The organism is Dyadobacter fermentans DSM 18053 (assembly GCF_000023125.1).
Taxonomy (GTDB): Bacteria; Bacteroidota; Bacteroidia; order Cytophagales; family Spirosomataceae; genus Dyadobacter; species Dyadobacter fermentans.
The window spans coordinates 6,568,098-6,594,524 of record NC_013037.1; the positions used below are offsets into that span (position 1 = coordinate 6,568,098).

The 26,427-nt window shown below is 53.2% G+C and carries 21 protein-coding genes and 1 pseudogene; 9 read left to right on the forward strand and 13 right to left on the reverse strand.

Features of this window, described 5'->3' with window-relative positions; all coding sequences use genetic code 11:
• Nucleotides 1-3: 3 nt before the first annotated feature.
• Complete coding sequence (locus tag DFER_RS27145) at nt 4-1,551, forward strand: sigma-54 interaction domain-containing protein (RefSeq protein WP_015814876.1); 1,548 nt, start codon at nt 4-6, stop codon at nt 1,549-1,551.
• Between the two features lie 80 nt (nt 1,552-1,631).
• Here DFER_RS27145 and DFER_RS30260 read toward each other — a convergent pair whose 3' ends face one another.
• The 6 genes and pseudogenes from DFER_RS30260 to DFER_RS27165 all read right to left on the reverse strand — a co-directional run bounded on the left by DFER_RS30260 (nt 1,632) and on the right by DFER_RS27165 (nt 7,149).
• Nucleotides 1,632-1,802 carry a hypothetical protein gene (locus tag DFER_RS30260; protein WP_015814877.1) on the reverse strand — a complete coding sequence of 57 codons (171 nt, stop codon included), beginning with the start codon at nt 1,800-1,802 and terminating at the stop codon, nt 1,632-1,634.
• Between the two features lie 35 nt (nt 1,803-1,837).
• On the reverse strand, nt 1,838-2,587 hold the full coding sequence (locus tag DFER_RS27150; RefSeq protein WP_041735563.1) for an SDR family oxidoreductase: 750 nt from the start codon (nt 2,585-2,587) through the stop codon (nt 1,838-1,840).
• A 140-nt stretch (nt 2,588-2,727) separates the two neighbouring features.
• Nucleotides 2,728-3,237 (reverse strand): AAA-type ATPase lid domain-containing protein, encoded by a 510-nt coding sequence (locus DFER_RS30975; RefSeq protein WP_445438674.1) that lies wholly within the window; start codon nt 3,235-3,237, stop codon nt 2,728-2,730.
• Nucleotides 3,226-5,353 (reverse strand): annotated as a pseudogene (locus DFER_RS30740) (sigma 54-interacting transcriptional regulator); the annotation flags it as partial. The gene DFER_RS30975 and the pseudogene DFER_RS30740, both read right to left, overlap by 12 nt.
• Before the next feature lie 8 nt (nt 5,354-5,361).
• The gene (locus DFER_RS27160; protein WP_015814879.1) at nt 5,362-6,228 is read right to left on the reverse strand and encodes a hypothetical protein; all 867 of its coding nucleotides are present in this window, start codon (nt 6,226-6,228) and stop codon (nt 5,362-5,364) included.
• Between the two features lie 165 nt (nt 6,229-6,393).
• On the reverse strand, nt 6,394-7,149 hold the full coding sequence (locus DFER_RS27165; protein WP_015814880.1) for an SDR family oxidoreductase: 756 nt from the start codon (nt 7,147-7,149) through the stop codon (nt 6,394-6,396).
• 432 nt (nt 7,150-7,581) lie between these two features.
• Here DFER_RS27165 and DFER_RS27170 point away from each other — a divergent pair, with 432 nt between their 5' ends.
• The 3 genes from DFER_RS27170 (at nt 7,582) to DFER_RS27180 (ending at nt 9,771) form a co-directional block, all read left to right on the forward strand.
• Nucleotides 7,582-7,995: a cupin domain-containing protein gene (locus tag DFER_RS27170; RefSeq protein WP_015814881.1), complete on the forward strand. Its 414-nt coding sequence runs from the start codon at nt 7,582-7,584 to the stop codon at nt 7,993-7,995.
• A 110-nt stretch (nt 7,996-8,105) separates the two neighbouring features.
• Nucleotides 8,106-8,918, forward strand: coding sequence for a helix-turn-helix domain-containing protein (locus DFER_RS27175; RefSeq protein WP_015814882.1), 813 nt, complete (start codon nt 8,106-8,108; stop codon nt 8,916-8,918).
• A gap of 10 nt (nt 8,919-8,928) precedes the next feature.
• Nucleotides 8,929-9,771 carry a helix-turn-helix domain-containing protein gene (locus tag DFER_RS27180; protein WP_015814883.1) on the forward strand — a complete coding sequence of 281 codons (843 nt, stop codon included), beginning with the start codon at nt 8,929-8,931 and terminating at the stop codon, nt 9,769-9,771.
• Nucleotides 9,772-9,832: 61 nt separating this feature from the next.
• Here DFER_RS27180 and DFER_RS27185 read toward each other — a convergent pair whose 3' ends face one another.
• From DFER_RS27185 to DFER_RS27205, 5 genes are all read right to left on the reverse strand, one after another.
• Nucleotides 9,833-10,243, reverse strand: coding sequence for a DoxX family protein (locus tag DFER_RS27185; protein WP_015814884.1), 411 nt, complete (start codon nt 10,241-10,243; stop codon nt 9,833-9,835).
• A gap of 6 nt (nt 10,244-10,249) precedes the next feature.
• Nucleotides 10,250-10,924, reverse strand: a complete 675-nt coding sequence (locus DFER_RS27190; protein WP_222837293.1) for a hydrolase — start codon at nt 10,922-10,924, stop codon at nt 10,250-10,252.
• A gap of 90 nt (nt 10,925-11,014) precedes the next feature.
• Nucleotides 11,015-11,893 carry an SDR family NAD(P)-dependent oxidoreductase gene (locus tag DFER_RS27195; protein ID WP_015814886.1) on the reverse strand — a complete coding sequence of 293 codons (879 nt, stop codon included), beginning with the start codon at nt 11,891-11,893 and terminating at the stop codon, nt 11,015-11,017.
• 121 nt (nt 11,894-12,014) lie between these two features.
• The gene (locus tag DFER_RS27200; protein WP_015814887.1) at nt 12,015-13,376 is read right to left on the reverse strand and encodes an alginate export family protein; all 1,362 of its coding nucleotides are present in this window, start codon (nt 13,374-13,376) and stop codon (nt 12,015-12,017) included.
• Nucleotides 13,373-15,154: an amidohydrolase gene (locus tag DFER_RS27205; RefSeq protein ID WP_015814888.1), complete on the reverse strand. Its 1,782-nt coding sequence runs from the start codon at nt 15,152-15,154 to the stop codon at nt 13,373-13,375. Before DFER_RS27205 ends, DFER_RS27200 begins: the two co-directional genes overlap by 4 nt.
• A 297-nt stretch (nt 15,155-15,451) precedes the next feature.
• Between DFER_RS27205 and DFER_RS27210 the strand changes: the two genes are divergently transcribed.
• The 4 genes from DFER_RS27210 to DFER_RS27225 are packed head-to-tail and all read left to right on the forward strand — an operon-like array spanning nt 15,452 to nt 23,727.
• Nucleotides 15,452-17,200 (forward strand): sigma 54-interacting transcriptional regulator, encoded by a 1,749-nt coding sequence (locus tag DFER_RS27210; RefSeq protein WP_015814889.1) that lies wholly within the window; start codon nt 15,452-15,454, stop codon nt 17,198-17,200.
• Nucleotides 17,201-17,203: 3 nt separating this feature from the next.
• The gene (locus DFER_RS27215) at nt 17,204-19,525 is read left to right on the forward strand and encodes a tetratricopeptide repeat-containing sensor histidine kinase (protein ID WP_041735566.1); all 2,322 of its coding nucleotides are present in this window, start codon (nt 17,204-17,206) and stop codon (nt 19,523-19,525) included.
• Between the two features lie 32 nt (nt 19,526-19,557).
• A complete protein-coding gene (locus tag DFER_RS27220; RefSeq protein ID WP_015814891.1) occupies nt 19,558-21,510 on the forward strand; it encodes a sigma 54-interacting response regulator in 1,953 nt (650 codons plus the stop codon).
• Between the two features lie 18 nt (nt 21,511-21,528).
• Nucleotides 21,529-23,727, forward strand: a complete 2,199-nt coding sequence (locus DFER_RS27225) for a histidine kinase dimerization/phosphoacceptor domain -containing protein (RefSeq protein ID WP_015814892.1) — start codon at nt 21,529-21,531, stop codon at nt 23,725-23,727.
• On the opposite strand, the gene DFER_RS27230 is transcribed toward DFER_RS27225, so the two are convergent.
• Both DFER_RS27230 and DFER_RS27235 read right to left on the reverse strand, forming a co-directional pair.
• Nucleotides 23,728-24,513, reverse strand: a complete 786-nt coding sequence (locus tag DFER_RS27230) for a helix-turn-helix domain-containing protein (protein WP_015814893.1) — start codon at nt 24,511-24,513, stop codon at nt 23,728-23,730.
• Nucleotides 24,514-24,532: 19 nt separating this feature from the next.
• Nucleotides 24,533-25,426: an oxidoreductase gene (locus DFER_RS27235; protein ID WP_229206279.1), complete on the reverse strand. Its 894-nt coding sequence runs from the start codon at nt 25,424-25,426 to the stop codon at nt 24,533-24,535.
• Between DFER_RS27235 and DFER_RS30630 the strand changes: the two genes are divergently transcribed.
• The gene (locus DFER_RS30630; RefSeq protein WP_229206283.1) at nt 25,308-26,258 is read left to right on the forward strand and encodes a hypothetical protein; all 951 of its coding nucleotides are present in this window, start codon (nt 25,308-25,310) and stop codon (nt 26,256-26,258) included. The two genes, DFER_RS27235 and DFER_RS30630, sit on opposite strands and share 119 nt — an antisense overlap.
• Nucleotides 26,259-26,427 lie beyond the last annotated feature (169 nt).

The window sequence follows — 26,427 nt, forward strand, 5'->3', positions numbered from 1 at the left end:
AATATGCCTGATAATCTGGACCTGGCTGAAAGGGAACGGATGTCTTTCCTGCTGGATTTCAGCCAGGACATCGCCGCGGTGCGCACCAAGGCGGACCTGGAAGCAGCCATTTCCAATGCTTTGCAGCGCCTGCTGAGCACCCGGCTGGCGATGATCCGCGTGATCGGCGACGATGGCGAAACCCTGGTGCCCTACCTTTGGGATATTTCGCTTTTTTCACGCGTGAAAGGGCTTTTCGACCAGCTCACGTCCCGCCGCACGACCGTCACGGATTACTTTTTCGCACAGGTACTAGCCAGTGCGGAACCGATCGTTTTTGATATCGCCGAAGAGGAGCGCAAAGGCAACAGCCCGGAATACATTTTGTTTTTCAAACAATTGGGCTTGAAGCAAGTGTACGCCTCGGCGCTGCGTGTGGGTGCGGAGAACCTCGGGACAATGTTCTTCCTCTCGGACTACCTCGATATCGCCCTGCTTAAAGGACTTTGTGCGCAGATTTCCACCGCGATTTCCAATATTCTGGCCAACGAAAAGATATTGGCTTACAAGCAGTTGCTCGAAATCGAGAACGACCAGCTCAAAGAACAGATCCGGACGATTTACAACTTTTCCGAAATCGTAGGAAGCGGACCCGAAATGCAGGAGGTTTACCACCTGATGTCGCTCGTGGCCGACTCGTCGTCGACGGTGCTGCTGCTCGGTGAAACGGGTACGGGCAAGGAACTGATCGCCCGGGCAATCCACAACACATCGCCCCGCAGGGACAGGCTGATGGTGAAGATCAACTGCGCCGCATTGCCGGCCAACCTGATCGAAAGCGAATTGTTCGGCCACGAAAAGGGCGCGTTCACCGGGGCGGTCGAGCGGCGGATCGGTAAATTCGAGCTGGCCCACAAAAGCACGCTTTTCCTGGACGAAATCGGTGAAATGCCGCTCGAAGCCCAGGTAAAGCTACTCCGCGTGTTGCAGGAAAAGGAATTGGAAAGAATAGGCGGGAAAACGACCGTGAAAGTGGATGTACGCATCATAGCAGCCACCAACCGCGACCTGGAAGAAGAAGTGCGCGCCGGGCGCTTTCGCTCCGACCTCTATTACCGGCTAAACGTGTTCCCGATCACATTGCCGCCTCTCCGCGACCGGCGCGACGACATTGTCCCGCTGGCGCATTTTTTTATGAACCGGTATAGTAAAAATTCCGGCCGAAAAGTGACGGGCATAGCGCCCGAAATCATCCGGGAACTGCTGGCATACTCCTGGCCGGGCAACGTCCGCGAGCTCGAACACCTCATTGAGCGCACGGTGCTGCTCACAAGGGATCATGTGATCCGGCAGATCCACCTTCCCAAAGAACGTGCGGCGGAAAAAGATTCGCCCGCATTGCCCAGCCAAACCCTTTCCGAAATGGAGCGCGCCTACATTATCGACGTGCTCAGGCAGTTTGAAGGTAAAATATCCGGAATGGACGGCGCTGCGGAATTCCTCGACATCCCGGCTACGACATTGCATTCGAAGATTAAAAAGCTTAAAATCTCCAAGTCGGATTACTACTGATCCCGAGCTGCTCATCGGTATTTAAGGACTAAATCAAAAGCGAACGCCCCGCATGATACGGGGCGTTCGTGTTCACCTTCCTATTCCTCATCGTCGAGGAGCTGCTCATTCATGCGCAGCGCGTCGTCCATGAACTCGCTTCCTTCGGAGGAATGGTCGTCATGGCGGTGGACCTGGGTAGTCAGCAGCTCGACTTCGTGCTTGTACTCGTCGCCGCCGTTGTCCTGCATCATTTGCACAAACAGGTTCATAGTCGTAAGTGATTTAGGTTAAAAAAATGGAATGGCTATGCAATGGTGGCCTTGAACCATTCGACAAAGCTGGTGGAGCCAATGCGCGCATCGCCGGCCGGGATGAGCATCACATCCGAGAGCAATGCGCCGAAGTAGCGGGCCTGGCTGTCGGTCACGACGGAACGCGTGTCGCCTTTGAGGTTCAAAAACTTCTGTACCAGCTCGGCCAGGCGGTAACGTTCCGGTCCGGCGATTTCGACAATGCCGTTATGCGGTGCGCCAGTGGCTACGTCGGTCACGGCCGAAGCCACGTCGTCGGATGAAATGGGTTGTACATAAGCTGCCGACAAGCGGACAATCTGACCCTGCGTGGCCGACTGTGCAATGCCGCCGAGGAACTCAAAAAACTGTGTCGAATGCACAATCGTGTAGGGAATGCCTGCTTCGGCGATCAGCTTTTCCTGCGCGATCTTGCCCCGGAAATATCCGCTTTCCGACAGCAGCTGCGTTCCCACTACGGACAATGCAATGTGATGTTTTACGCCCGCTTCCTTCTCAGCAGCGAGCAGGTTGCGGCCCGATGTGGTGAAGAAATCCAGCACGGCCTGGTCTTCAAACGAGGGAGAGTTAGCAACGTCTATCACGATGTCGGCCCCCGCCAATGCCTCTGCCAACCCTTCACCGGTGATGGTGTTGATGCCCGTGGCGGGTGATCCTGCAATTACTTCATGGCCCAGGCTGGTGAGATTGTTCACGACCTTGGACCCGATGAGTCCGCTGCCGCCGATTACTACGATTTTCATGTGAGTTTGTGTTTTGGTTTGAAAACAGTAGGATAGATTCAATAGCTGTGCCATCTGATTAACTTATTTAAAATCAAATATTTATGTGATTTTTAGGGCTAAAAATCACGCGATATTTCGTCTAATGGCAGGAATCTGCATTACATATCGCGCGACAGTGCGCCGAGGTAGTCTTTCTTGCGGATGCCGAGTTTCTTGATTTTGGAATGCAGCGTGGTAGCGGGCATACCGAGGTATTCGGCCGCGCCGCCGCGCCCGGCCAGCTTTCCGCCGCACCGCCGGATCGTTTCGATAATGTGCAGCCGTTCCACGTCTTCCAATGTCCCAACAAGCGCCGCCGACCGCGCTTGCGTCTGTCCTTTGTCGGGCAGGTATACTTCCTGGATCACCGGCTCGGTCGTCAGGAGCACACTGCGTTCTATCAGGTGTTCGAGCTCGCGGACGTTGCCCGGCCAGGGGTAGCTGGTAAGCTCTTGCATGGCTTTCGGGGAAATTTTCCTGATTTTCCTTCCGGTAGCCTTGCTGTACCGGTCTACAAACAGGTTGGCGAGTGGCGGAATGTCGTCGCGCCGGTCGCGGAGAGGGGGAAGGTGGATCGGGAACACGTTGAGCCGGTAATACAGGTCGGAGCGGAACCGGCCGGCGTCCACTTCTTCGGCCAGGGTGCGGTTGGTGGCTGCAATGATGCGCACGTTCACTTTCACGGTCGTTTTCCCGCCGATCCTTTCCAGTTCTTTTTCCTGCAACACGCGCAGCAGTTTTACCTGCGCTTCCAGCGGCATTTCGCCGATCTCGTCGAGGAAGAGCGTGCTGTTGTCGGCCAGTTCGAATTTGCCGATGCGGCGTTCCAATGCACCCGTAAATGCGCCTTTTTCATGCCCGAACAGTTCACTTTCGATCAGGTTGGCAGGTAACGCCGCGCAATTGACCTTGATCATCAGCTTGTCTTTGGGGCGAGGTGTTGTGGATCGCGCGGGCGATGAGTTCCTTGCCCGTGCCGGTTTCTCCCGTAATGAGCACGGTGGAGCTCGATTCCGACACCATCGAAATCAATGAGTACACCTGCTGCATTTCCGGGCCGCTGCCCACAATTTCGTCAAAATTATAGGTGCGCTTGATTTGCTCTTTCAGCTGGCTGTTTTCCATTTCGAGCATCCGCTTGTAGGCCAGGATTTTCTCATTGGCCTGAATGTTGGCAATGGCGGTCGAGATTTGGGAACAGATACCTTGCAGCAGCTCGCCCTGAATGCTGTCCGTCAGTAGCCATAGCGTGCCCATATCGGACTGCGCGCTGCGGAGCGGGGCAGCGAACATATACCGTCGGCCGCTACGTTGCCAGAGTTGCAGGAATGCATTGCCGGGGCAAATGCGCATTTCTTCGGCCAGGTCCAGTACCAAATGCCGTTCCGCGGCCAGCACCCGCGCGGCAAGCGGTTCGTGAATGGAGGCGGATACTTGCACCAGCGCATCGAGCTGCCCGCCCGCGTTTTCGAACAGTGAACTGTCATACATAAAGGGTGTCAGCGTGATGCCGTCGTCGCCGATCAGGCTGATCATCGCCAGTTTGACATTCATCATGCGGCTAAGCACTTTGTAAACGGCATTTTTCAGATCTTCCTTTGTCCGCACGCGGGCAACGTCGTTGCTGAAATTGAGCAAAAATGTCTTCTCCCGTTCCCGCTCCGCGATTTCCTCGGCGGCAAGCACGTTCGACATAGCGACCGAGATTTGTGAGCCGATGCCTTGCAGGAGGGAAAAGTCAGCCTGCTCGATCGCGAGCCAAAGCACGCCAAGCGTCACATCGCCGTTGCGCAATGCGATGCCTACCATGGTTTTGATCCCCAATTCCTGCCATAGAAAAAGATACCGGACAGCCAGCCCACGCCGGATTTCGGCGTCAATGTTGATTTGCAGGGGAATAGCATTGCCCAGGACGCGGTTTTGCAAGCCGTCGTCAATGGGGAACTGGCTTTGCGTGAGTTCAATAAATGCATCGGCTCGGATGTCGGCGGAACCGGGCTCGTATACATAGGTAGTCATCGTTTGCCCGTCGGCATTGATTTTCCTGATCCCGAACCCGCGCATGAGGTTGAACCGCACCAGCGTATTGCGCACGGCGGCTGCCAGTTCATCGCGGCTGCGGACGGTGGCCAGGCTGGTGCTGCATTCGAGCAGCACCTCGTTGGTCCATTCCTTTTCGCGGATCTGATCGTTCTTGATAATGTTTGTGACGGCGCTGGAAATTTGCGGTGCAATGCCGTCGATGATGCTGATAAACTCGTCCGTGATGCTTCCCGGGCGGTCGGTGTACATGTGCAGGAAGCCCATTGTTTCATTTTTGCTTTTCAGCGGCGTCATCAGGATTTCCCGAATGCCCCGCTCGTAGTTGACGCGGAGAAATGTCGGGCTTCCGGGTAGGTCCATCACGTCTTCCATTTGGTACAGCACCGGCTTCCCGGCTTCGAGCACGCCTTCGATGAACGTGCCGCTAAGCGGGAAATCCGAGACGACCAGCTCCGAATAGGACGGATGATTCTGAATGGGTGAGGATGCCGGATCGAGCAGAAATGGCCGGTAGCAAGTCCGCTCCGGGTCGATCAGCGTTACGATGGTATGTTTGAAATAAAACAGGTTCTTGATGCGGGAAGAAAAAAGGACGATGAGGTCATTCTTGTCGCGTATCTGCGTAATGTCGTCGCTGAGATCGAGCAGGATCTTGCGCTGTTTTTCCAGGAATTCACGGGCGTTGTCGTCGGGCGTTTTCATGACTTGCTTCAAATGCTGTCCTTCCACTGGTTCAGGAAATGCAGCGCGGCTGTTTTGGTCGGGGTCGGGCTGTTTTCCGACACCGATCCCGAAGTGGCAATGCCCAGCACGAGGCTTTCGGCTGCGTCCATTCCGCTTTCGAGGCCCAATGCGTACCCTTCGATGAAGTTGGCCCGTTCCTGCGGGTTGTGCGTGTGTGCGGGCACAGGCGGCCGGACCACTTCGAAATGCGACGTTTCGGTAAGCAGCAGCGCCCGGGATTCGGAATAAATGGCGAGGCGCGACACTTCCATCGTTTGAAAAACGGAACGGTACCGCGCGCGGGCATCGGGATGGGCGAGGTCAAAGGGTGGCACCTGTTTGCCGCTGAACAGCAGCGACCATAATGCCTGGGCCTCCTGTTCTTCAAGTGCGAGGGTGACATTCCCGGTTTTGGCAAAACTGGCCATTACATCCATGATTTCGTCTACATCAAAAAAGTGGCGGGCCGCAGGATTGCCGAGGTAAAAAATGAATTCCCAATCCCGCCTGCCGAGCGGCCGGATGACGTCGGCGAGCATGCCGTACCAGATATCCGTAGCCTGGCCGATGTCCGACCACTCGGAAAAGGGGATCGTGCGGGTGTTGGCGAAAAGCGATTTCAGGCGGTCAATGCCTGCGTGTAGAGTAATGTCGCGCCACCGGGAGACAGACGGCGCGTTGGCCGCGACGGGCACATTCGCGCCGCTGCGTATGCCCAGGGATTGCAGCAGGTCTGTGTCGGCGCCGGAGAAAATGCGGGTGCTGAAATCCGCTTCGGAAAGCGCCTCTGCTTTCTGCCGGACAGAGAGCAGCAGGGAGCGGTCGGCTCCTGCGGGTAAGAGTTGATGGTTCATCCTATTGCTTTTGAGTTGGAATGTACTCTAAAAGTCAATAGTTGTGCCGAAAGCTAGTTGGCTGGTTCTGAGTGCTTATGATACTTTTTGAGGCTTTTGTATTCACTGTATTTCGTGAATCCGCGAAACGGTCGCGAAATACAGTGAATGCACGGCGGGAGCTGGTCACACCTTCGCTGTCAGCGATTGCAGGTACTGGGCAAAGGGGATTTCGCCCAGCAGGGCCTTGCCTTCCGGCACCAGGGCCGATTGCGGCACGGTAGCGCCGAAATATTCGCTTCTGTCATTGGCTACAAGCGTTCTGGGGTCGCCCGTTGCCTCGATATATGCTTTGACAAACTGGCTCATAGGTGCACGGTCGGGGCCGGCAATTTCGACAATGCCCCCGGCAGGCTCGGCAACCGCGAAACGCGACACAAACTGCGCCACGTCCTCGGCGGCGATCGGCTGGAAATCCGTACCGGAAATAAGCACTTCGCTGCCCTGGGTGGAACCTGCGGCAATGGCCGGCACAAATTCCTGGAACTGTGTGCAACGGATGATCGTATACGGCAGACCGGATTTTTTAACCAAATCCTCCTGAATCATTTTCGCCCGCATGTAGCCCATGTTGCCAAGCAAATGCGTGCCCACAATGGAAAGGATGAGGTGGTGCTTCACGCCCGCGAGGATTTCGGCAGCAAGGATATTCCGGCCTACCGTTTCAAAAAACCGGATCACCGGCTCCTCTTCGAACGACGGCGAATTGGAAAGGTCGATCACGACGTCTGTGTTTTCCAGCGCATCGGAAAGCCCCTCGCCGGTGAGGGCGTTTATACCCGTAGAGGGCGAGCCCGCAATGACCGTGTGACCTTGCTGACGCAGTTTTTTCGCCACATTTGACCCGATCAGCCCTGTACCGCCAATGATTACAATTTTCATGATTTTGAATTTATGAAGTTTTAAGAATCGTGTTGTGATAATGATAGCTGTTATTATAATGCCAAACATTTAAGTGGTTGCTGGTCAATGAAGTAAGTGAGATGCTGCCAATCATTTTCTGACTGTATTTCGTCAAAACACGATAGGCGACACGCTATTACGGCAAATCAAACGATTGGCCGCTGCTGCGGATGCGGACGCGCGGCTCCTGTAAATACGGATAAAAGCCCGCCCGTCTAGCCACGATATATCGTAGTCCGGTCAACCGTCTGACGAAATATCGGTGATTTTTTAAGGTAATTTATTATTTAAATAGTTGATAATAAAAGGATTGTGTGATTGGTATATGCATTGCTATGTACAGGCAAAAAAGCAAGTGGGTCCATGCTTCAAGTGACCTGAATTTTTACCATAATCCAAATCCAAAAATTTATGAAGACTATTGCGACGTTTCTCTTAACCTCATTGATTTCAACTTACGCGATCGGGCAGCATTCCGGCGGGAGTCATGGCGCGCTGGGGCCCAAAGTAATTTACCAAAAGAAGCTGGATATGCTCGGCTTCGAAGGCAAGGAAGTACGCATGGGAATTGTCACTTATGCGCCGGGCGAAGTGTCGCCTCCTCACCGGCATCCCATTGCATTATTCGGCTATGTTTTGGAGGGGGAAATCGAAATTACTTTTGAAGGAGAAAAATCAATTCTGAAAAAAGGCGATCCTTTCTACGAGCAGCCCGACGGCCTGCACAACGGCACCAAAAACCTTAGCAAGACGAAACCTGCGAAATTGCTGATCTATTTTCTGGGCGATGCAGGTAAGCCATTCCTGGTCCTCGAACCGAAATAGGCAGTTAAAATCAACCACGCATTAAATACAAATGCAGGTTACCAGCCACATGCTGTTTTATCGGTACAGTGGCTGGTGTTTTTTAAGTATTTCAACACTTAAATCCCTTAATGATGAGACACAAAACCAATTCCGATCCGATAAACCGAAACCTGATCCAGGTAAAATACATCAGCGCAGGAGCTGCCTGGGTTTCCCGGTGCCAGCCGAATGCCTACCATATCTGGGTCCCGCAGGAGTATTCCACCCACATGGATGCAAGCCTGTGTATCCTTTCCCCCCGAAGCGTGTCCGATCACAAGATGCAGAGCACTGCGGGGTACAGTATCAGTTTTTCCGAAGAGGCGATACTCGTGCTGAGATGCCAGCATCTGCAACCTTTCGGAGCGGTAAGTTCGCTTGCGTCCGGCGAACGGGTGGCCATTGCCGATGCCGTTTCGCACCGCGCGATGGTGCGGACGCTGGAAAAAATGATGGAGGAATCGGGCCGGCAGGATGCCTGCGGAACCGACCGCAACCTCGCTTTACTGAAAGTCCTGATTGTACAGATTTCAAGGCAATATGCGCTCAGGAAGGCGGCTGCACACATTTCCGCGCAGGGCCGGATCGTCGAGCGGTTTACGGAACTGCTGTGCTCGCAGGATTGTGCGCGCCATGCCGTGAAGCTCCTCGCCGACGAGTTAGCCATCAGTCCGATGTCTTTCAATGCGATCATCCGCAATACCCTGGGCGACACGCCTGGCCGGCTCGTGCAGCACAGCCTGCTTCAAAAAGCGAAACACGCCGCCATGCATTCGCAGGAGAGCATGAAGGAAGTTGCGGCGCGCCTGGGATTCAGTGACATGGCACATTTCAGCAAATTTTTCAGTGCCGGCGCGGGGATGACATTTACCGATTTCAAAAGAACCTATCAACATTTCTAAATACCAAGCGATGGAAAATGTAGCATTACCCATTTTCAATGCACAGACCCTGGATAATGGTTATGCATTGAAAACGCCGCACCTGACCGGCCCCATTCAGCAGGTGATTGAGCTATATTGGATTGGAAAAGGGAAAGGGAATATCACGATCGACTTTTTGAAAACAAATTTTTCCGGAAATACCCTGTTTTTCGTTTTGCCGGGCCAGATCCACCAGATCAACGCGGAAACTGAATTGATTGGTAAAAAAATTACTTTCTCATTGGATTTGCTTACGGCGGGTGATGGTTTCATTGATGAAGCGGGCAAAGCCGGTTATTTCACACGTTTACAGCATGCAGAAGTCGTGACATTCGACGAAGAAACTGCGAGAGAAATCAACGAAATTTTTGAAATTATTTTACTCGAAATGGCGCGTTGCGAAGACAATAAAAACGAAATGCTGGGCGCATTACTCGCCCTGTTAATTTCCTACATCCCGCATTCAAATGACCAGACCCCGGAAGGTTTGGCATTCAGAAACCCCGACATCGTTTTCCGGAAGTTTATATCTAAAATCGACGCGCATTTCCGGACGCAAAAGCAGGTGTTTTATTACGCATCGGAACTGGCAATCACGCCCAATTACCTGAGCGAAATTTCCAAGAAAGTTTCAGGCTTTTCCGCCCGGCACCACATTCATCAGCGTGTGGTGTTGGAGGCAAAGCGGAAGGGTATGACGACTGATCTGAATGCAAAACAAATCGGATTTGAATTGGGATTCGAAGATCCGTCGACATTCAGCAAGTTCTTCCGGATCATGACCGGCGAAAGCTTTTCAGATTTCAGAAAAAAGGAAGTGTGCCTGGGTTGAGAGCGCTAAAAAGCCGGACGGTGTGATCATCGTCCGGCTTTTTCATAACGAATCGGCGCTTTCATCTCATGGCAATGCGCCCGTTTTCGAATTTCCTGGCTTTCCACCAGTAGTCGATCGAATACCGGCCGCTGCCGAGTACAAACAGTACCGCGTAAGTCAGCAGGTAATGCATGGCAAGCTCTTCTTTTTCGGTAAAGGGGGCATCGGCCAGCACGATAAATATCACCACAAGCATAATGACGCCCGGCAGGAGCACGGCTGTTCGCGTCCAGAGGCCAATGAGGATGAGTAGCGAGCCGATCAGCTCGGCTGAGAACGCCAGGTAAAGGCAAAAGGCGGACGGCAAGCCGAATACGGAAGGGAAAGTGTCGGCCTGGCCGGCAAGCACCAGGTGGAGTTTGCCGGCGGCATGCACGGAGATCATCAGGGTCGCGATGGCGACGCGCGTGAAGAGTAGCAGAGCGTCCATTACCGGTCAGTGTTTGAGAGCCGCTTTGGCATATTGCAGCCCGATCCCGTAAGCTCCCCCGAAATCATGGAACAACCTGGTTACCGCATCGTAGGTATCGGCGCGGCCCCAGTCGCGCTGCAATTCGAGCACATATTGCGCGGAGGTCATCGGAATCGCCCCTGCTTTGATCATTCTTTGAATGGCCATTTCGTGGGCTTCGAGGGTAAGGTCGCCGCTCGCATCGGTGATGACATACACCTCGTACCCTTCCTGGATGGCCGAAAGCACGGGCAAAGCCACGCAAACGCCCGTCCATAGCCCTGTCATGACCAGCTTTTTACGCCCTTTTGCAGTGATGGCCTTGTGCGCGCCGGCGTCCTCCCAGGGGTTCATCGTCGAGCGGTCGACATAGCCCGAGGAAACCGGTGGATACACCGAGAGTATTTCCGGGAAAACAGGTCCGCTGAACGTTTTTTCGGCTACTGTGGTCACCACCGTCGGCACTTTGAAAATCTTCGAACCGCCTGCCACGAGCGCCACATTGTCCCTGAGCTGCTCGATGCTGATGTTCTTCACCGCGAATGCCATCTGGCTCTGATGGTCGATCATGACGAGCGTATGGTTGGTGGGCGTGAGCAGCGTGGCGGCCGGTTTTTGGGCAAATGCATTGCAAATGGCACACAGGGTCACTATTAACATTGAGGTTAGCTTGGTTTTCATAGTAAGAAAATTGGGATTGATAAATTGACTTGCTTGTAAAAATGGATTGAGGTAATGCTTGATTTGTGCTTATTCGGCGTCGTAAACCACGCCGGTGACTTCCAGGAAACTGTCTACCAACTCCCTCGTCGCCTGGTTGAAATACCGGACGGACTGTTCTTTGAACCCGCCGCGCACGATGGTCCACAAGCTGCGGAACGGGCTCGGAACGCCGATCACGTTGCGTATCGCGTAGGCGACCTCGATGCATTCGGGCTTGAACGGCCCGGGGATATAGCTTTCGAGCAGGGCCCGGCGGATGTTGCCCATTTCCTCGCCGTAATACGCTTCGGCGCGCGGGTTTGCCGGCTCCAACTGGTTTGCGATGATGTTGGTGGAAGGAAAAGTGCCCGGTTGAATGAGCGCAATGCCGATCCCTACCGATGCAAGTTCATAGTAGTAGCTGATCGTGAGTGCCTCCAATGCAGCTTTGGTAGCCGAAAATATCCCCATGTTTGGAATAGGCATCCGCGAAGCGATGGTGGAGACGTTGATGATCAGTCCTTCCTTACGCTCATGCATATACGGAAGCGCGGCTTTGATCATCCTGTCGGCGCCGACTACGTTCACCTGGAACATCCAGTCGACCTGAGCCGCGCTCAGCGTTTCGTTCAGGCCAATGTACCCGATGCCGGCGTTGTTGATCAGCACGTCGATCTGCCCGTTGGTGGCTTCCGCTATTTCGGCCATCGCGTTGGCGACGGAGTCTTCGTCGGTCACGTCCAGTTCCACCACTGTCAGCATCAGGCGGTTGCTCAATGCCCATTCGGATAAATAGGTGGCAATCAGCTGGTTTTTGCTTTTGGGGTTTCGCATGGTTGCGAACACGTGGTATCCTTCTTTGGCGAGGACCTGGGCGGTAATCCGGCCGAATCCGCTGCTGCTCCCGGTAAGTATGATGTTCTTCATGGTTACAGAGGTTGAGGTAAGTTGATGCCCAAAAGTAGGAAGCCGGCGTGGTCGTGTAAATGCAAGTACTCCGGCGAACATTGTCAGTTTCGGTGTTTCAGCCGGTTGGCAGTACTCCATATCAGAATTTGAACTGCGCAGTAATGCCGGTGAAGACGATCTGTTTGCCCGGACTGACCTTTTTTACATATTCCCCTGGCACAAACCACGTGCATTCCAGCCCCAGGCTGACGTGCGCACCCGGCTCAGCTGAAACGCTCGCCGCATATTGGTTGCCGATAAACCGCCCGGATATGCCGTGTCCCGGAAATACCAATGCACCGGTAGGCCCATAAAGTCCGTCGTGGGTACTGTACCGCCAAAATGTGTCCCAATCGATCCCGAGCGATATATTCTTGTGAATCATGACGCTGATATCGGGGTGGATGTCGATCAGGTTAGCCGGGCCGACCAATGCCGCCAGCCCGAAATATGCGCCGCGGGGGAACAACGGATTAAATGTGCCCAGCAACCCGTCCGCGGCTTGGGCGTCACCACTGATGAGCTCGGTTTTGAGCCCGAGCCTGGGCTTGCCAAACAGATCGGTCATGCGATAGTTCATGTGTACGGAGGCCGTCCAGGCGCGGATCGCCGATTCCCCGATGCGGCCCGTTTGGAACACCGCTTCCAGGTCGTATTGAAATGCCGCCGATCCGCCCCACCAGCGCATGCCGATGGAATGCCGCATTTCGGTGCCGGCTGTATTGGCAAACCGCGCATGCAACCGACGGATACCGAGGTAATACCAGTCGATGTTTTGCAAAACCGGTATTTGGGTAAGCACATTATACCATCCCCACAATCTCGTATTGCTGCTGAAACGGTCATCGAACGCTCCCTTCCGTGCCTGCACGTAATGCGCGTAGAAGATATCCGACCGGAAACGGGCGGTTTTTATGAGCAGCTTCGCCGCGTCAAAGGCCTGGCGGGTGTTAGGCCCCTCCCGAACGGAAATCAGGCGGCTCGATCCGTAGAGCAGTTCCTGTCGGCCCAGTCGTAAAGTTAATTTCAATGCATTAGAATCCTGTATGGTCATCTCCGCAAATGCCTGATGGAGATCCAGCGTGTTTTGGTCGGTGGCGCTTGTTTCGGGTTTGGAGTAGGCGAGGCCGCCCTGTATTTCGGTGAAGAGCCGGAAGCGGGCGCCGGCGCGGAAGTCGAGATGGCTGAGGTACCTGGAAAGCAGGTAATCGTAATTCCGGTCTTCAAACCCGCCCCAGCTATCGTTGATGACATGAAAATACTGGGTGCGAAAGCTCCCTCCGACGCTGAGGTACGATCTGTGGTTTTTTGTAACGGGAATGAATTTCAATGTGGCCCGCGCCGAGTCTTTTTGTAAATAACCGTAATCTTCGTCATAACGCAGGGGCTGGAATGGTTGCGCGTGCAAATATTGCAGGCCGGAGCCCATTAGCAAGCATACCAACCCCGCTCCGAATTTCATTTGCTGCGCGGATACCCGCCGAAATGCCGGATGGGCGACCATTCGGGGATTACCGGCGGCGCCGGGACGGCATATTCCGGGAAAGACGACGATGCGTACACCACTTTGCCGTTCACGATCGTTAGGTCAGATTCGAGGTCGCGTACGCGATCGGGCGGGAGGGAAAAGTAGTCATCCGAAAGAATGGCCAGGTCGGCGTACATGCCGGGCACCAGCTTTCCTTTCAAATGCTCCTCTCCGGTAAACCAGGCGCTGCCGGCTGTGAATAGTTGCAGGGAGGTGAACTTGTCGAGCGCCTGATCTTCCGGCCAGAACTGCTCGCCGCCGATGGTTTTGCCGGTTAGCAGCCAATGCATGGCCATCCACGGGTTGTAGGAGGTGATCCTCGTCGCGTCGGTGCCCATGCCCACGGGAATGCGCAGGGAAAGCATTTGCCGGATGGGAGGCAGCTGGCGCACCGGCTGGCCGTACAGTTTTTGATATAATTCACCCTGGAAATACATCCTGAATTGAACAGCAATGCCGCCGCCCAGCTTTTTGACCCTTTGGAGCTGCGCGTCTGTGATGGTTTCGGCATGGTCGAAAAACCAGCGGAGGCCATTGAAAGGCGTATCCGCATTCACTTTTTCAAATACAGCCAGCATCCGTTCGATCGATTCGCCGTATGTGGCGTGCAGGCGGAACGGCCATCGGTTTTTGACCAACAGCCGGACTACCGGTTCCAGGTCCGCCTCCATCGTGTCGGACAGGATGGTACGGGGTTCGAGGAAATTTTCGAAATCGGCCGCGGAGGCTACGAGGTTTTCACCGGCGCCTTCCGCCGCGTAACCGTTGGCGAGGAACAGGTGGTCGTTGTGGTTGGGATAGGTGGTTTCCAGCCATTTTTCATAATCCCGCAATTCGGTTCCTTTCACTTGTGAGAACAGGAAATAGGATGTTCTAATGGTCAGTTTCCCGGCTTTTGCCAGTTGTAGTGCGGCGGCATAGTCGGCCGGGTAGCTGTGGCCGCCTCCGCCTGCATCGGCTGCCGATGTGAGCCCGAAGCGGTTTAGCTCCCGGTAAAAATGCATTGTACTGTTGAGCTGTTCTTCCGGTGAGAGCCGGGTGGTTAATGCGAGTGTGGTATAAATGGCCTTGGGGGTTTCCTTGGCGAAGAGCATGCCTGTCGGGTTTCCTTCGCCGTCGAGCTCCACCAGGCTGCCTTCATACCGCGTGTTTTTGTCGTAACCCAGCGCCAGGATCCCCGCGCGGTTCAGGAATGCTTTTCCGTAGAGATAGGAAATGAATACCGGCTTGTCGGGGACGGCTTCGTTGATTTCTGCCAGCGTCGGTTGCCGTTTTTCTTCGAACTGAAACTCATTCCATCCGCCCACCACCTTGATCCAGACGCCCGGCGGCGTCCTCTTAGCCTGTTCGCTGAGCATGCGCATGGCTTCTTTCAGGCTCCTGATCCCGTCCCAGCGCAGTTCGGCATTATAGTTCAGTCCTTCGCGGATGATATGGATGTGGCTGTCGTTCAGCCCGGGAATTACCGTCCGGCCCTTCGCGTCGATCACCTTCGTCCGAGGGCCTTTGTGTGCCGAAACCAATTGCTTTTCAGGGCCGGTTGCGAGGATCAGGCCATCCTTAATGGCAACGGCGCCTACGAATTCGCCCGCCCTGGCCATGGTCGCGATCTTGCCATTGCGAATGATCAGATCGGCAGTTTGCGTATACCCTTGCCGTGCCGCCAGGCAGCACAGGAGTACCGCCAGAATCCGGGGGAATTGACTTTTCATCGAGATCACATTTTTGACCTGTTCTGATAAAGTTGTACCAGATTTCTACCCGGTTGTGAATCAGTGGTTTATTCTTTCAGGCGTATTCCTGTTTTTTACGAAATATCGTAAATGTGCGAGGCGGGTAACGATATTTCGCAGAAACGCGGCCTTCCCGCGGTGCGGGCCGAAGCGCTGGTTTGGCTAATGTGCTTTGCGTCAATGGCTCGGTTTGGAAACAGGATTTAAGGTGGTAGCAGGCATGGTTATGCACGGCTTTCCCGCGTGCGGACCATCCCGTTCATCCAAACCCGGCCTATGAAGCAGAAGATACTTATCGTGGAGGATTTTTTTGTAGAAGCAAACCATCTCAGAATCCTGCTCACGCGCGCAGGATACGAGGTGACGGGTATCGCGAGGACGTTCGAAAGTGCCGAAGAAGCCATCAGGCAGGATCACCCGGAAATCGTTTTGGTGGATATTTTTCTGGCAGGACAAAAAACAGGCGTAGACCTGGCCAGGTTGCTGAACCGCCAGAACATTCCGTTCATTTACTTGTCCGCCAACTCCAATGAGGAAGTACTCAAAACCGCCCGGGAAACCGGCCCCAGCGGGTTTGTCGTGAAGCCATTCCGGGAAAAGGACTTGCTGGCGGCTATCGGCATTGCGCGCTATCTTCACGAAAGCAGCAGGGAGGCGCTTTGGCGGAAAGAGGCCGCATTCACCGGCGAACTCGACCGCCTGGCGGGCGCCCGCCGCCCGTGGCCGGAGCGGATGCTGTGCCTGGTAAGGGCATTGCAGCAATTTATTTCGTTCGACTATGTGGCTGTCGGTTTTATCGGGCCAGTTTATATGCCATTTAATGCGTTGCACTTCCTGCGGACCGGTTTCGATGAATACCAGGTTATGGATTCGGAAGGGTTTCAAACCGTGAGCAGAATTAATCCGGCCAGGATGGTGGCCAGCATGGCTGCGATTAAGCTCAGGACGAGCCCGGTGTTTTTCAATGCGGTCCAGTTTCAGATCGCATGCCAGGAAAGCGGCATCCGTTCGCTGGTCGGCAAGACTTTTGATATGCATTCCAACCTGCTTTTCCCTTTGCCGAAGATTTCGTTGGACGGCAGATATTTCTTTTTGTCATTATATAGTGGTCGTAATGATGCTTTTAACGAGCGGCACCTTGAACTGTGCCGGAAGGTGCAGCCCGCCTTGCAGCATGCGGTGGAGGAAATGACCCGGCATGTGATGCCCGGTTTCCCTCAGGTGCGGCTTGACGAGGGTATTGAACTGATCTCCAATAAAGTCCCGATTCCCGGGCCATTGGGCGCGATGATCGGCGAAAGTCACCTGTTTCTGCACGTGCTGGACCTGGCGGTGGCTTTTGCGGCGACCGACTCGTCGGTGCTGATCCGCGGCGAACGCGGGACCGGTAAGGAGCAGGTCGCCGGGGGCATTCATGCATTGTCGGCCAGGAGTGACGGGCCTTTCATCAAGGTGAATTGCGCGGGCTTCTCGGCCGGGTCGATGGAGGGAGAGCTGTTCGGATTTGAAAACGGTGGGCCCGGCAATGCGCGCACCGGCCGTTTCGGACAGGCCGAGGGCGGTACCCTGTTTTTGGATGAAATCGGGGAAATGCCTTTTGAAATCCAGCTCAAACTGCTCAATGTCCTGCAAAGGCACGAAATGGAACGGGTAGGAGGGCGCCAGCCGGTGCGTGTGGATGTACGCGTGATTGTCGCCACCAGCCGCGACCTCGAAAAAGAGATCGCCGAAGGCAGGTTCAGGCTCGATTTGTATTACCGGCTGAATGCATGTTGCATCCGGCTGCCGGCTTTGCGCGAACGGATCGACGATATCGAGTTGATCGCAACCCATTTTTTGGAATATTTTGCAGAAAAATCGGGCAGAGGGCATGCACTGCGGTTCTCGGAAAAGAGCATCCGGATGCTGAAAGAATACGATTGGCCGGGCAATGTAGCGGAGCTGATGGATGCGATAGAAACCTGTGTCTTATTTGCCAGAACCGAGATTGTCGACGACATTAAACTACCTTCCAGAAAATCTTAGCCAGTGAAACGGATACTTAGCGAAAAAATAACCACCCCTGCGGTACCACGGCGGTATTCGGGCGCTGCATGGTTTTTGACGGTGCTGGCATTGCTTCTTCCGCAACTCGCAAAAGCGGTTGAAAGCCCCCCTTCGCTGGCCGCACTGCGGCGACAAGTGGAACTGGCGAAAACCCCGCAGGAGAAAGCGGACAAGCTGATTGAAACGGGAGAATTTTACCTGCTGAAACCCGGCGAGGATCAGGAGGATATGGACAATGCCCGGAAGTACGCGCAGGCGGCCATGGAGATTAACCGGCAGCTTCGTTCGCACAGGCTGGCGGGTGATATATTGTTCCTGATGTCCCAGATCGAAAAGGAATCGGGGCGGAAAGAGGTGGGCTTGCAAAAACTGAAAGAAGCCATTGCCGTGTACCGGAAGGCCCGATTGACGGGGAGTGAAGGGCTCGCGCTGATGGAACTGCGGCATTACTATGATTGGGCCGGGCCGGGCATGAACGAGCGCCTCCGGATCGTGCAGGAGGCGATTGCGCGCTTTGCCGCAGCGAAGGATACGGTGAATGAAGCTGCCGCCTACGTGGAGCTGGGCGACTTGTATCAATTGCAGGAAAATGCCACCGATGCCATTATTTCGCTGCGAAAGGCGATAACGCTCTATCAGGCGATCGGGCATAAGAACTTGCAATCGGTATACAACCTGATCGGACATATTTATACGGCCACCGGCGATTTGAAGAACGGGCTGAACTACGGGCACCTTGCCGTGAAGACGGCTACGGAGTTGAAAGACTCGTCTATGGTGGCGGCTACGACTTACAACCGGCTGGCCGTGACCTATTCGAAGCTCGACAGGCTGGAAACCGCGCTCGAATTGCTCCAAAAAGCTTTGATGTTCTCTATCAAAAACCAATGGGACGACGGGACGGTGCAGATCCTGGGCAATATCATTGATTTGAGTATCAAGCGCGGCGCTAGAATGAATGCGCAGATTGCTTTTCTGGAAAAATTCCTGGTGAAGAATTACAGCAAAATAACGCCCTTCGTGCGGTATACGATCGAGGAAGATCTCAGGATGTTTTTTATCAAATCCAAAAACATTCCGAAAGCGAAGTATTACCTGGATAAATGCATGCAGTACGAGCGGGAGGGGAACCTGGCATTCAACACGCACCTTTACTACGACGCGGTGGAGTTTTACCTGCTTACCGGGAATGTGAGGCTGGCCAAGGCATATCTCGCCAAAATGGAGAAGTTGAAAGACGCCGCCAACGACCCGTTTATCTCCCAGCAATATTACCTCGTCAGCTACAAAACCGACTCGGCATCCGGTGATTTCCGGAAAGCATTCGCCAGCCATACGCGGTACAAAACGTATTCCGATTCCATTCAGGAGAGAAAATCGAAGTACGAACTGAAAGTAATGGCGGCCCGGTACGACCTCGAAAACAAGGATGCCGAAATCGCCCTCAAATCAGAGAATATCAGGCTTTTGCAAAAGGATATTGCCTCACGGAACGAGATCGTGATCAGAAGTAACCGCCTCAGGAATATCACGATTTTCGCGATGGTAATCCTGGTGTTGTTGCTGCTATCGCTGTACAGCAGAAGCCGGATCATTGAAAAGTACAGTACAAGCATTGCCAAAAAGAATGGTTATCTTCAGGACTTGCTGAAAGAGAAGGAATGGCTGATCCGGGAGGTCCACCACCGGGTGAAGAATAATCTCCAGATGATCATCAGCCTGATCGACTCGCAGGCATCGTACCTGAGCAACGACGCTCTGCACGCCGTGATGGACAGCAAGCACCGGATCGAGGCGATGTCGCTGATCCACCAGAAGTTGTATCTCACGGACAATACATCCTCCATTAATATGAGGATTTACATTAAAGAGCTCGTGACGTATTTGAAGGATAGTCTGGGTTTTAACAGAAATATATCTTTCACGACGGACGTGGACGAAATCGAACTGGACGTGTCCCATGCGACGCCGGTGGGCCTCATCCTCAACGAAGCTATCACGAATGCATTGAAATATGCCTTTCCGGGCACGATGGCGGGGAAAATCGATGTCAGTTTCAAATACTGCGACGAGCGGAAAGTGTCATTGACGATCCAGGACTCGGGTGTGGGCCTGCCGCCGGATTTTGACCCTGATACGGTATCTTCCCTGGGTATGAGCCTTATGTACGGGCTGGCGACCGAGGTGAGCGGTACATTGCGCATTACGGGCGAGGCCGGAACCCGCGTGCTGCTGACGTTCAGCCTGCCCGACGTTTTCCTGAGCAGGTCGCCGGGAGACGAACTCGTGTTGTCAAACGAATAATACTTCCATTTTATAGCCAGGAAACAGACCGAATGAAGCAAAAAATACTCATCGTAGAAGATTTGTTTGTGGAGGCAAACCATCTCCGGATCATCCTCACCCGGGCGGGCTACCAGGTGACGGGCATCGCCCGCACTTTTGAAGAGGCCAGGGAGCTCGTCCGCACCAACCAGCCCGATATTGCATTGCTGGACATTATGCTGGCCGGGAAAAAGAACGGTATCGAGCTCGCCAAATGCCTTAATCAGCAGCATATTCCATTCATTTTTCTGTCGGCCAATTCCAGCGAAGATATTCTCAGGGAAGCCAAGGCTACCCGTCCGAGCGGGTTCATTGTGAAGCCGTTCAGGGAAAAAGACCTGCTGATTTCGCTGGAAATCGCGGAATACCTGCATCAAAACAGCAACGACGCCCAGCTGCGCAAAGAAGCCGTTTTTTTACAGGACCTGAAAACCCTGGCCGAAAATGGGGGCGAGTGGACTGCGCAGCTGCTGGGCATTGTGAAGGCATTTCAGCGTCTTATCCCTTTCGACTACGTTTCCGCCGGTTTCTTCGGAAAGAACTTTTTGCCTTTCAAGGGAATGCATTTTCTCCGCATTGGATTCGACGAATACCAGGCGATGGATGCCGAGGGGCTGCGGATGGTCACAAATGTGCGGGCCGCGGAACTGGCGAATATGATGGCCGCATTACCGCCCATTTCCCAGGTGGAGTATTACAATGCGGAGAAATTCAGGAAAATGTCTGCCGAAATTCCGCTTAAAAAGCTGATCGCGGGCAAATTCGATATGCGCTCGAACCTGGTGATGCCCATTGCCAATATTTCGATTGACGGAAAGCAGTTTTTCTTCTGCTTTTACAGCCGCCGCCCCGATGCCTTCGGGGAACAGGACCTCGAACTCTGCGCGCGGTTACAGCCTGCGATCGAAAGTGCGATCCGCAAAATGATCCGTGCCGCGAGCACATCCGGTCCCGATATGGAACTGGATCACGCGATCGAGGTAATGGCCGGTTCGAGGTCGGAGTCGCCTGTATTCGACTCGATGGTAGGACAGAGCCACCTGATGCTCAATATCCTTGACCTGATCAGCCAGGTGGCGCCGAGTGACACTTCTGTGCTCATCACCGGCGAGAGCGGTACCGGCAAGGAGCATGTGGCCGACACCATTCACCAGCTGTCTCCGCGAAAAAGCAAGCCGTTCGTGAAAGTGAATTGCGCCGCATTGCCCATTAACCTGATCGAGTCCGAACTTTTCGGGCATGAGAAAGGCGCATTTACCGGGGCGACCGAGAGGCGGATCGGGCGGTTTGAACAGGCGGACGGCGGGACGATATTTCTGGACGAGATCGGCGATATGCCGCTCGAAGTGCAGGTAAAACTATTGCGGGTGTTGCAGCAGCGGGAAATCGAGCGCGTGGGCGGCACCCAGCCGATCAAAATCAACATCCGGGTCATTACAGCCACCAACCGGAACCTCGAAAGGGCCATTGCCGAAGGTAAATTCCGCCTGGACATTTACTATCGCCTGAATGTATTCCCGATTGCCATGCCTGCGCTCCGGGAGCGGACGGAGGACATTGCACCGCTAGTGCATCATTTTATTGGCTATTTTGGCAGGAAAACGGGTAAAAACATCTCGGGCATATCCGATCGCGCCCTGGCGATGCTGATGGACTACGGCTGGCCGGGCAATATCCGGGAGCTGGAAAATGTGATCGAGCGCAGCGTGCTGCTGGCGAAGGGTAATTCGATCGACACGGTGTATTTACCGGCCCATCCGGCCGTGGAAGGAATAGCGAAAGCGGGGCCGCCGGTCCTGAAAAATATTTTTGAAAATGAGCGCGACCACATTATCAGCGTATTAAAGGCTTGCGAAGGGAGGATCAGCGGGGAAAACGGCGCAGCGAAGATCCTCGCCATTCCGCCTACGACGCTTAGTTCAAAAATGAAGAAGCTGGGGATTAAGAAGAGTATCGGCTTTTGACCAAAACATTCCCTGCTTATGCGAAGCGTCATTGTCTTCTTGCTGATCCTCTTCGCCGTAACCCATGTGGCCGGCCAGCCGGAAGACAAGCGCGCGGCGGAGCTCACACAGCTGTTGAGACGTGCCAAAAACGACCTGGAAAAGGCCAACGCGCAGATAGAACTCGCCCATCACTACATGGCGAAGCCGGGTTCCGAAGCAGCGGACATGAAAAAGGCCCGCGGGTTTCTGGATGACGCAACTCAGACCAATAGAACGCTTCAATCGGCGGTGATCGCGGGAAATATCCTGCTGGAAGATTCTCAGATTGAAAAGGAAACCGGTCACAGGAATGCCGGCTTGAAGAAATTGCAGGAGGCGATCCGGGTTTTCAGGCGCGCCAATGCGCCGGGCCGCGAAGGTCGGGCATTGATGGAACTCAGGCATTACTACGGACTGGAAGGCCAGGAATTAAAGGAACGGATTGCCATTGTGGGGCAGGCGGCGCATTGCTTCGTCCGGTCGGGCGATAAGCCTGAAGAGGGCAATGTGTACCTGGAACTGGGCGATCTTTACCGCATCATGGGCGAGCCTGCGGAGGCGATATTTGCGCTACGTAGGACCATTCAGCTTTATGAAGAATCCCGGTACACGGCCATGCAGTCGGTGTATAACCTGATCGGTAATGCATACATCGAAACGGGCGATTTTGAGAATGCGCTCCGGTATGGCCACCTGGCCGTGAAGGTGTTGGATGAACTGCGGGACACCTCTTTTGTGGCCGCAACCACCTATAACCGGCTGGGAATTACGTATTTCCGGATCGGTAATCTGGATATGTCGATGGAATGTTTTGAGAAGGCCTTAACCTATGCGATCCGGAACAACTGGGACGATGGGGTTGCTGAGATTACGGCTAATGTTGCCGAGCTGAGCATCAGGCTAGGGTCGAAAATGGAGCCGCATATCCATTCGCTGGAAGGATTTATGCGGCGGTATTCCGGGAGTTTGCAACCGCGGTCGAGGCACTTTGCGGAGTCACTGCTCCGGCAGTTCTATGTGCAGCTCGGCGATGTGAAAAAGGCCGGATACTACCTCCGCAGAACATTGCCCCTCGAATTGGAAACCGATATAACCGACCGGATCATGCTCTACCGGGATGCGGTGCTATATTACAACCTGACGGGAGACGTTAAGAATAGCTCCATTTTTCTCGCCAAATTCAAAGCACTTACCGCGAAGGTTTCCAATCCGCGCCATTTGGAACTATACTACATTGTGGCTTACAAAACCGATTCGTCCCAGGGCAGGTTCAGGGAGGCATTGGACAACCATAAACGCTACAAACAGTATGCGGATACGATCAGCACACGCCGGTCGAAGCGGGAAATAAGGGTAATGGACGCCAGGTTTAACCTGGACCGGAAAGATGCCGAAATCCGGAACAAATCGGAAAATATATTCCTCCTGCAAAGAAACATCGAGGCCCAAACAGAACTGCTGAACAGGGGAAATGTGATCAGAAAGGTGATCATCGCCGCGGTGATCATTCTTTTGCTGCTGGTACTTTCGCTGTACAGCCGGTGGAAGCTAGGAAGGGAGTACAGCCGTAGCGTGGAGGACAAAAACAGCAAGCTCGAAGTTTTGTTGAAGGAGAAGGAATGGTTGATCAGGGAGGTTCATCACCGGGTGAAAAACAACCTGCAAATGATTGTCAGCCTGATCGATTCCCAGGCCTCATACCTGAACAATGGTGCGCTGGACGCCGTGCTGGACAGCAAGCACCGGATTGAAGCGATGTCCCTCATTCACCAGAAACTGTATTTATCCGAGGATGTGACGACGGTGAATATGCGCTGGTATATCAATGAGCTAATCACCCATTTAAAAGATTGCATTGGCTCAAACCAAAACATCTTGTTCGCTTCCGATCTGGAAGAGGTGTACCTGGATGTTTCCAATGCGGTCCCGATCGGCTTGATTTTGAATGAAGCTATTACGAATTCGATCAAACACGCGTTTCCTGACAATGAACCGGGGCGAATCCATGTGGTACTTGGCTGCGAAGATGAAAAGGTGAATCTAATTATTTCCGACAATGGTATCGGGCTGAATCCCGACTTCGACACCCAGAATGCCGGCTCGCTGGGCATGAACCTCATGTACGGCCTGGCGGCAGAGGTAGAAGGGCAGTTGACAATTGATGGTACTGACGGTACGACTGTGTCGGTTTCGTAATTACGGCATCACCTCAGTGGGAGCGCGGCCGAACTCCTTCTTGAAAGCGAATGAGAAATGAGACAGGTTTTCGAAACCAACTTCGAGGTACACCTCGCTGGGTTTGCGGTGCTGCCGGTTAATCTGAAAATAGGCCTCTTCCAGTCGTTTCTTTTTGAGCCAGCTTCCCGGATTAGTGCCGAAGGCCTGTTGGAAATCCCGCTTGAAAGAGGAAAGGCTCCTGCCCGTCAGATAAGCAAACCGTTCGAGGCTGATATTGAACCGGAAGTTATGGTTCATAAAATCTGTCAGGTCAATTTTCGCGGGATTGGCGAAGTTGAAGAAGATATTGGCCATCCCGGGATCTGTTTTCAGGATGATCATTAATAATTCTTCGCGCTTAATGTCGGCGAAAGCTTCATCCAGCTGCAAATTGCCGGTGTAGTAGGGTTCGAGCGATTGGACGTAGTGCCCGATCAGTTTGTTTTTTGGTAGAAAAAGGAATGCGTCATCTGCACGTGATGGGTGCGTTTCAACAGGGTGCCGCTCCAAAAAAGCTATTAAAAACGGCTCGTCGAAAGTAATGATGATCTTCTCGAATTCGTCATTGTCTTTGTACTTGGTATAGCGAACCAGATGGTTCTTCCTGGCGATACAGAAATCGCCGGGAACCATCTGATAGTGCTTATTGCCGTCGAATGCCTTCATCGAACCCCTCAGCAGGTACAGGAAAAAGTGCTCGGGTATAAATTGCTCCGGCGATATTTCCGGGCCCAGCTGGCAGGATTGGATGTTGGTTACTTTCATGTTTCAGCTTTTGATATCCTCAAAAATCAAATTTCATACCGGTTGCTGTTTCGGCATAATCCCAAAGTTCCTGTGCCAAAGCCTGATCGGTCATTGAAGGCGAAGAATGCTTTGAGAGCGTCGGATAGCCGGCATATTCATTCGGTCCATCGGGCCCGATAAACTCGCCACCCCTGATGGAGCTGTCCGTAGCAGCGAACAGGGTCGGCAGCGCGCCTTGCCACGCTTCCATCACTGTGTCGAACTGAGCGAACAAGCCTTCCAGCACATCGCTGCCGATATGCCTTTGCAGGTCTGTGCGGGTGACGCCCGGGTGCGCGGCTACCGACAATACCTTGCTTTGGCCGGCTTTCAGCCTGCGGTCCAGCTCATAGGTGAAAAGAATGTCGGCCAGTTTGCTCACAGCATATTCCCGCCAGGAGTCGTAGGTGTTTTCCAGTTTCAAATTGCCAAAATCAATGCCGGGTGCCAGTGTGGCCGCGCCGCTGGACAGTGTCACCACCCTCGCAGCATCAGCTGCATTCAGCAGGGGAAGCAAATGTGCCGTAAGCGCAAAATGCCCAATGAAATTCACCCCAAACTGCAATTCAAAGCCATCATTGGTTCTGGATGGCGGTGGGATCATCACGCCTGCATTATTGACAAGAATGTCCAGACGATGGTGCCCTTCGCTGAACTGATCCGCAAATGTTTTAACATCATCCAGGCTTGCCAGGTTCAGCAATCCTATTTCCAACCCACCTGCTTTCCCGGATTCTTTCTTAATCCTTTCAGCCGCAGAAACCGCTTTTTCCATGTCCCTGGCGGAAATCGTCACAATGGCCCCTTTTTGGTATAAAGCCTTTGCCACTTCGTATCCGATCCCCGTATTAGCGCCCGTAACGATGGCTATTTTACCTGTTAAATCAGGTATGTCATTTGATGTCCACATAATTTCGAGATTGTTTTATGCAAAATTCGGGAATCAAGCGGCAGGGAGGTTTGTTGTGCAGTCCAACTTTGGTTTGTTGTGGAGGTCAGATGGAGGTATAGCTTTCGGGATGGTTTTGGATTGTACGATCTTTCGGTTATGTTATCGCCCGCCGCTGACCAAGGGCGTCCCGCGAAGAGGAGGTTTGTGGAACCCGGTCTTTCACCTCAAAAACTTATATCTTCATATTCATATCATCAGAATAAAATTTATGGCAGGTGCCCGCGCAGATAGTATTTTTAGGATCACTACTGATAAAGAACACGTAATCTGTCCGCCTCAGCAGGTTTTTTCCAATGCTGACTTCCATTTCACACTTACTGTTGGGGGAGGTTTGTTTGAAGATGAATGCGAATATGACGGGTTTAGACAAGTACTGCAACGCCTTGGAGAAACGGAATTTTACATTCTCGAAAATATTGGTGCCACTATAACAGATAGAAGTCTCCCATTTAGTGCCACGATATCGCTTGATTGTCGCTATGTCGACTTTCAAACAATGTTAGAAGCATTTGAGCCACCATTTGGATGGGTAATAAACCACTTCTTCGTTTTTGGGAATAATGCTGGTTGGGGCATTTACGTTGCCGAATTTCCTCCCGTAAATATAATCGGTTGTAGTAAGCTGCTTTTAAGGGAATTTCGCGAAGCATTTGGAATTGAAGGAAATGGATATGAGCAGATTAGCGATTTGATTGATCGGGAATTTGAAAACAATCCCGAAGATAAAAGGCGATTTATAGAGGTGTACGTAAATGACAATCGAATTGCGTGAACTTGTAATAGTATCAAGTCGCCCGGCACTGTTACCAAGGGGTTCATGAAACGTCCGTGGCCGCCGCACACTCACAAAATGTTTTTTTGAATAAAAATGCCCTTTCATGTGACATTTATCAACCGAATGCGAATAATTGGAGCGTAACCAGTAAGTTCTCCAATCAGAC

Coding starts and splice junctions, on each gene's coding strand:
- DFER_RS27145 (WP_015814876.1), top strand. CDS start 4: ATGCCTGATAATCTGGACCTGGCTGAAAGGGAACGGATGTCTTTCCTG.
- DFER_RS30260 (WP_015814877.1), bottom strand. CDS start 1,802: ATGAACCTGTTTGTGCAAATGATGCAGGACAACGGCGGCGACGAGTAC.
- DFER_RS27150 (WP_041735563.1), bottom strand. CDS start 2,587: ATGAAAATCGTAGTAATCGGCGGCAGCGGACTCATCGGGTCCAAGGTC.
- DFER_RS27160 (WP_015814879.1), bottom strand. CDS start 6,228: ATGAACCATCAACTCTTACCCGCAGGAGCCGACCGCTCCCTGCTGCTC.
- DFER_RS27165 (WP_015814880.1), bottom strand. CDS start 7,149: ATGAAAATTGTAATCATTGGCGGTACAGGGCTGATCGGGTCAAATGTG.
- DFER_RS27170 (WP_015814881.1), top strand. CDS start 7,582: ATGAAGACTATTGCGACGTTTCTCTTAACCTCATTGATTTCAACTTAC.
- DFER_RS27175 (WP_015814882.1), top strand. CDS start 8,106: ATGATGAGACACAAAACCAATTCCGATCCGATAAACCGAAACCTGATC.
- DFER_RS27180 (WP_015814883.1), top strand. CDS start 8,929: ATGGAAAATGTAGCATTACCCATTTTCAATGCACAGACCCTGGATAAT.
- DFER_RS27185 (WP_015814884.1), bottom strand. CDS start 10,243: ATGGACGCTCTGCTACTCTTCACGCGCGTCGCCATCGCGACCCTGATG.
- DFER_RS27190 (WP_222837293.1), bottom strand. CDS start 10,924: ATGTTAATAGTGACCCTGTGTGCCATTTGCAATGCATTTGCCCAAAAA.
- DFER_RS27195 (WP_015814886.1), bottom strand. CDS start 11,893: ATGAAGAACATCATACTTACCGGGAGCAGCAGCGGATTCGGCCGGATT.
- DFER_RS27200 (WP_015814887.1), bottom strand. CDS start 13,376: ATGAAATTCGGAGCGGGGTTGGTATGCTTGCTAATGGGCTCCGGCCTG.
- DFER_RS27205 (WP_015814888.1), bottom strand. CDS start 15,154: ATGAAAAGTCAATTCCCCCGGATTCTGGCGGTACTCCTGTGCTGCCTG.
- DFER_RS27210 (WP_015814889.1), top strand. CDS start 15,452: ATGAAGCAGAAGATACTTATCGTGGAGGATTTTTTTGTAGAAGCAAAC.
- DFER_RS27220 (WP_015814891.1), top strand. CDS start 19,558: ATGAAGCAAAAAATACTCATCGTAGAAGATTTGTTTGTGGAGGCAAAC.
- DFER_RS27225 (WP_015814892.1), top strand. CDS start 21,529: ATGCGAAGCGTCATTGTCTTCTTGCTGATCCTCTTCGCCGTAACCCAT.
- DFER_RS27230 (WP_015814893.1), bottom strand. CDS start 24,513: ATGAAAGTAACCAACATCCAATCCTGCCAGCTGGGCCCGGAAATATCG.
- DFER_RS30630 (WP_229206283.1), top strand. CDS start 25,308: ATGTCCCTGGCGGAAATCGTCACAATGGCCCCTTTTTGGTATAAAGCC.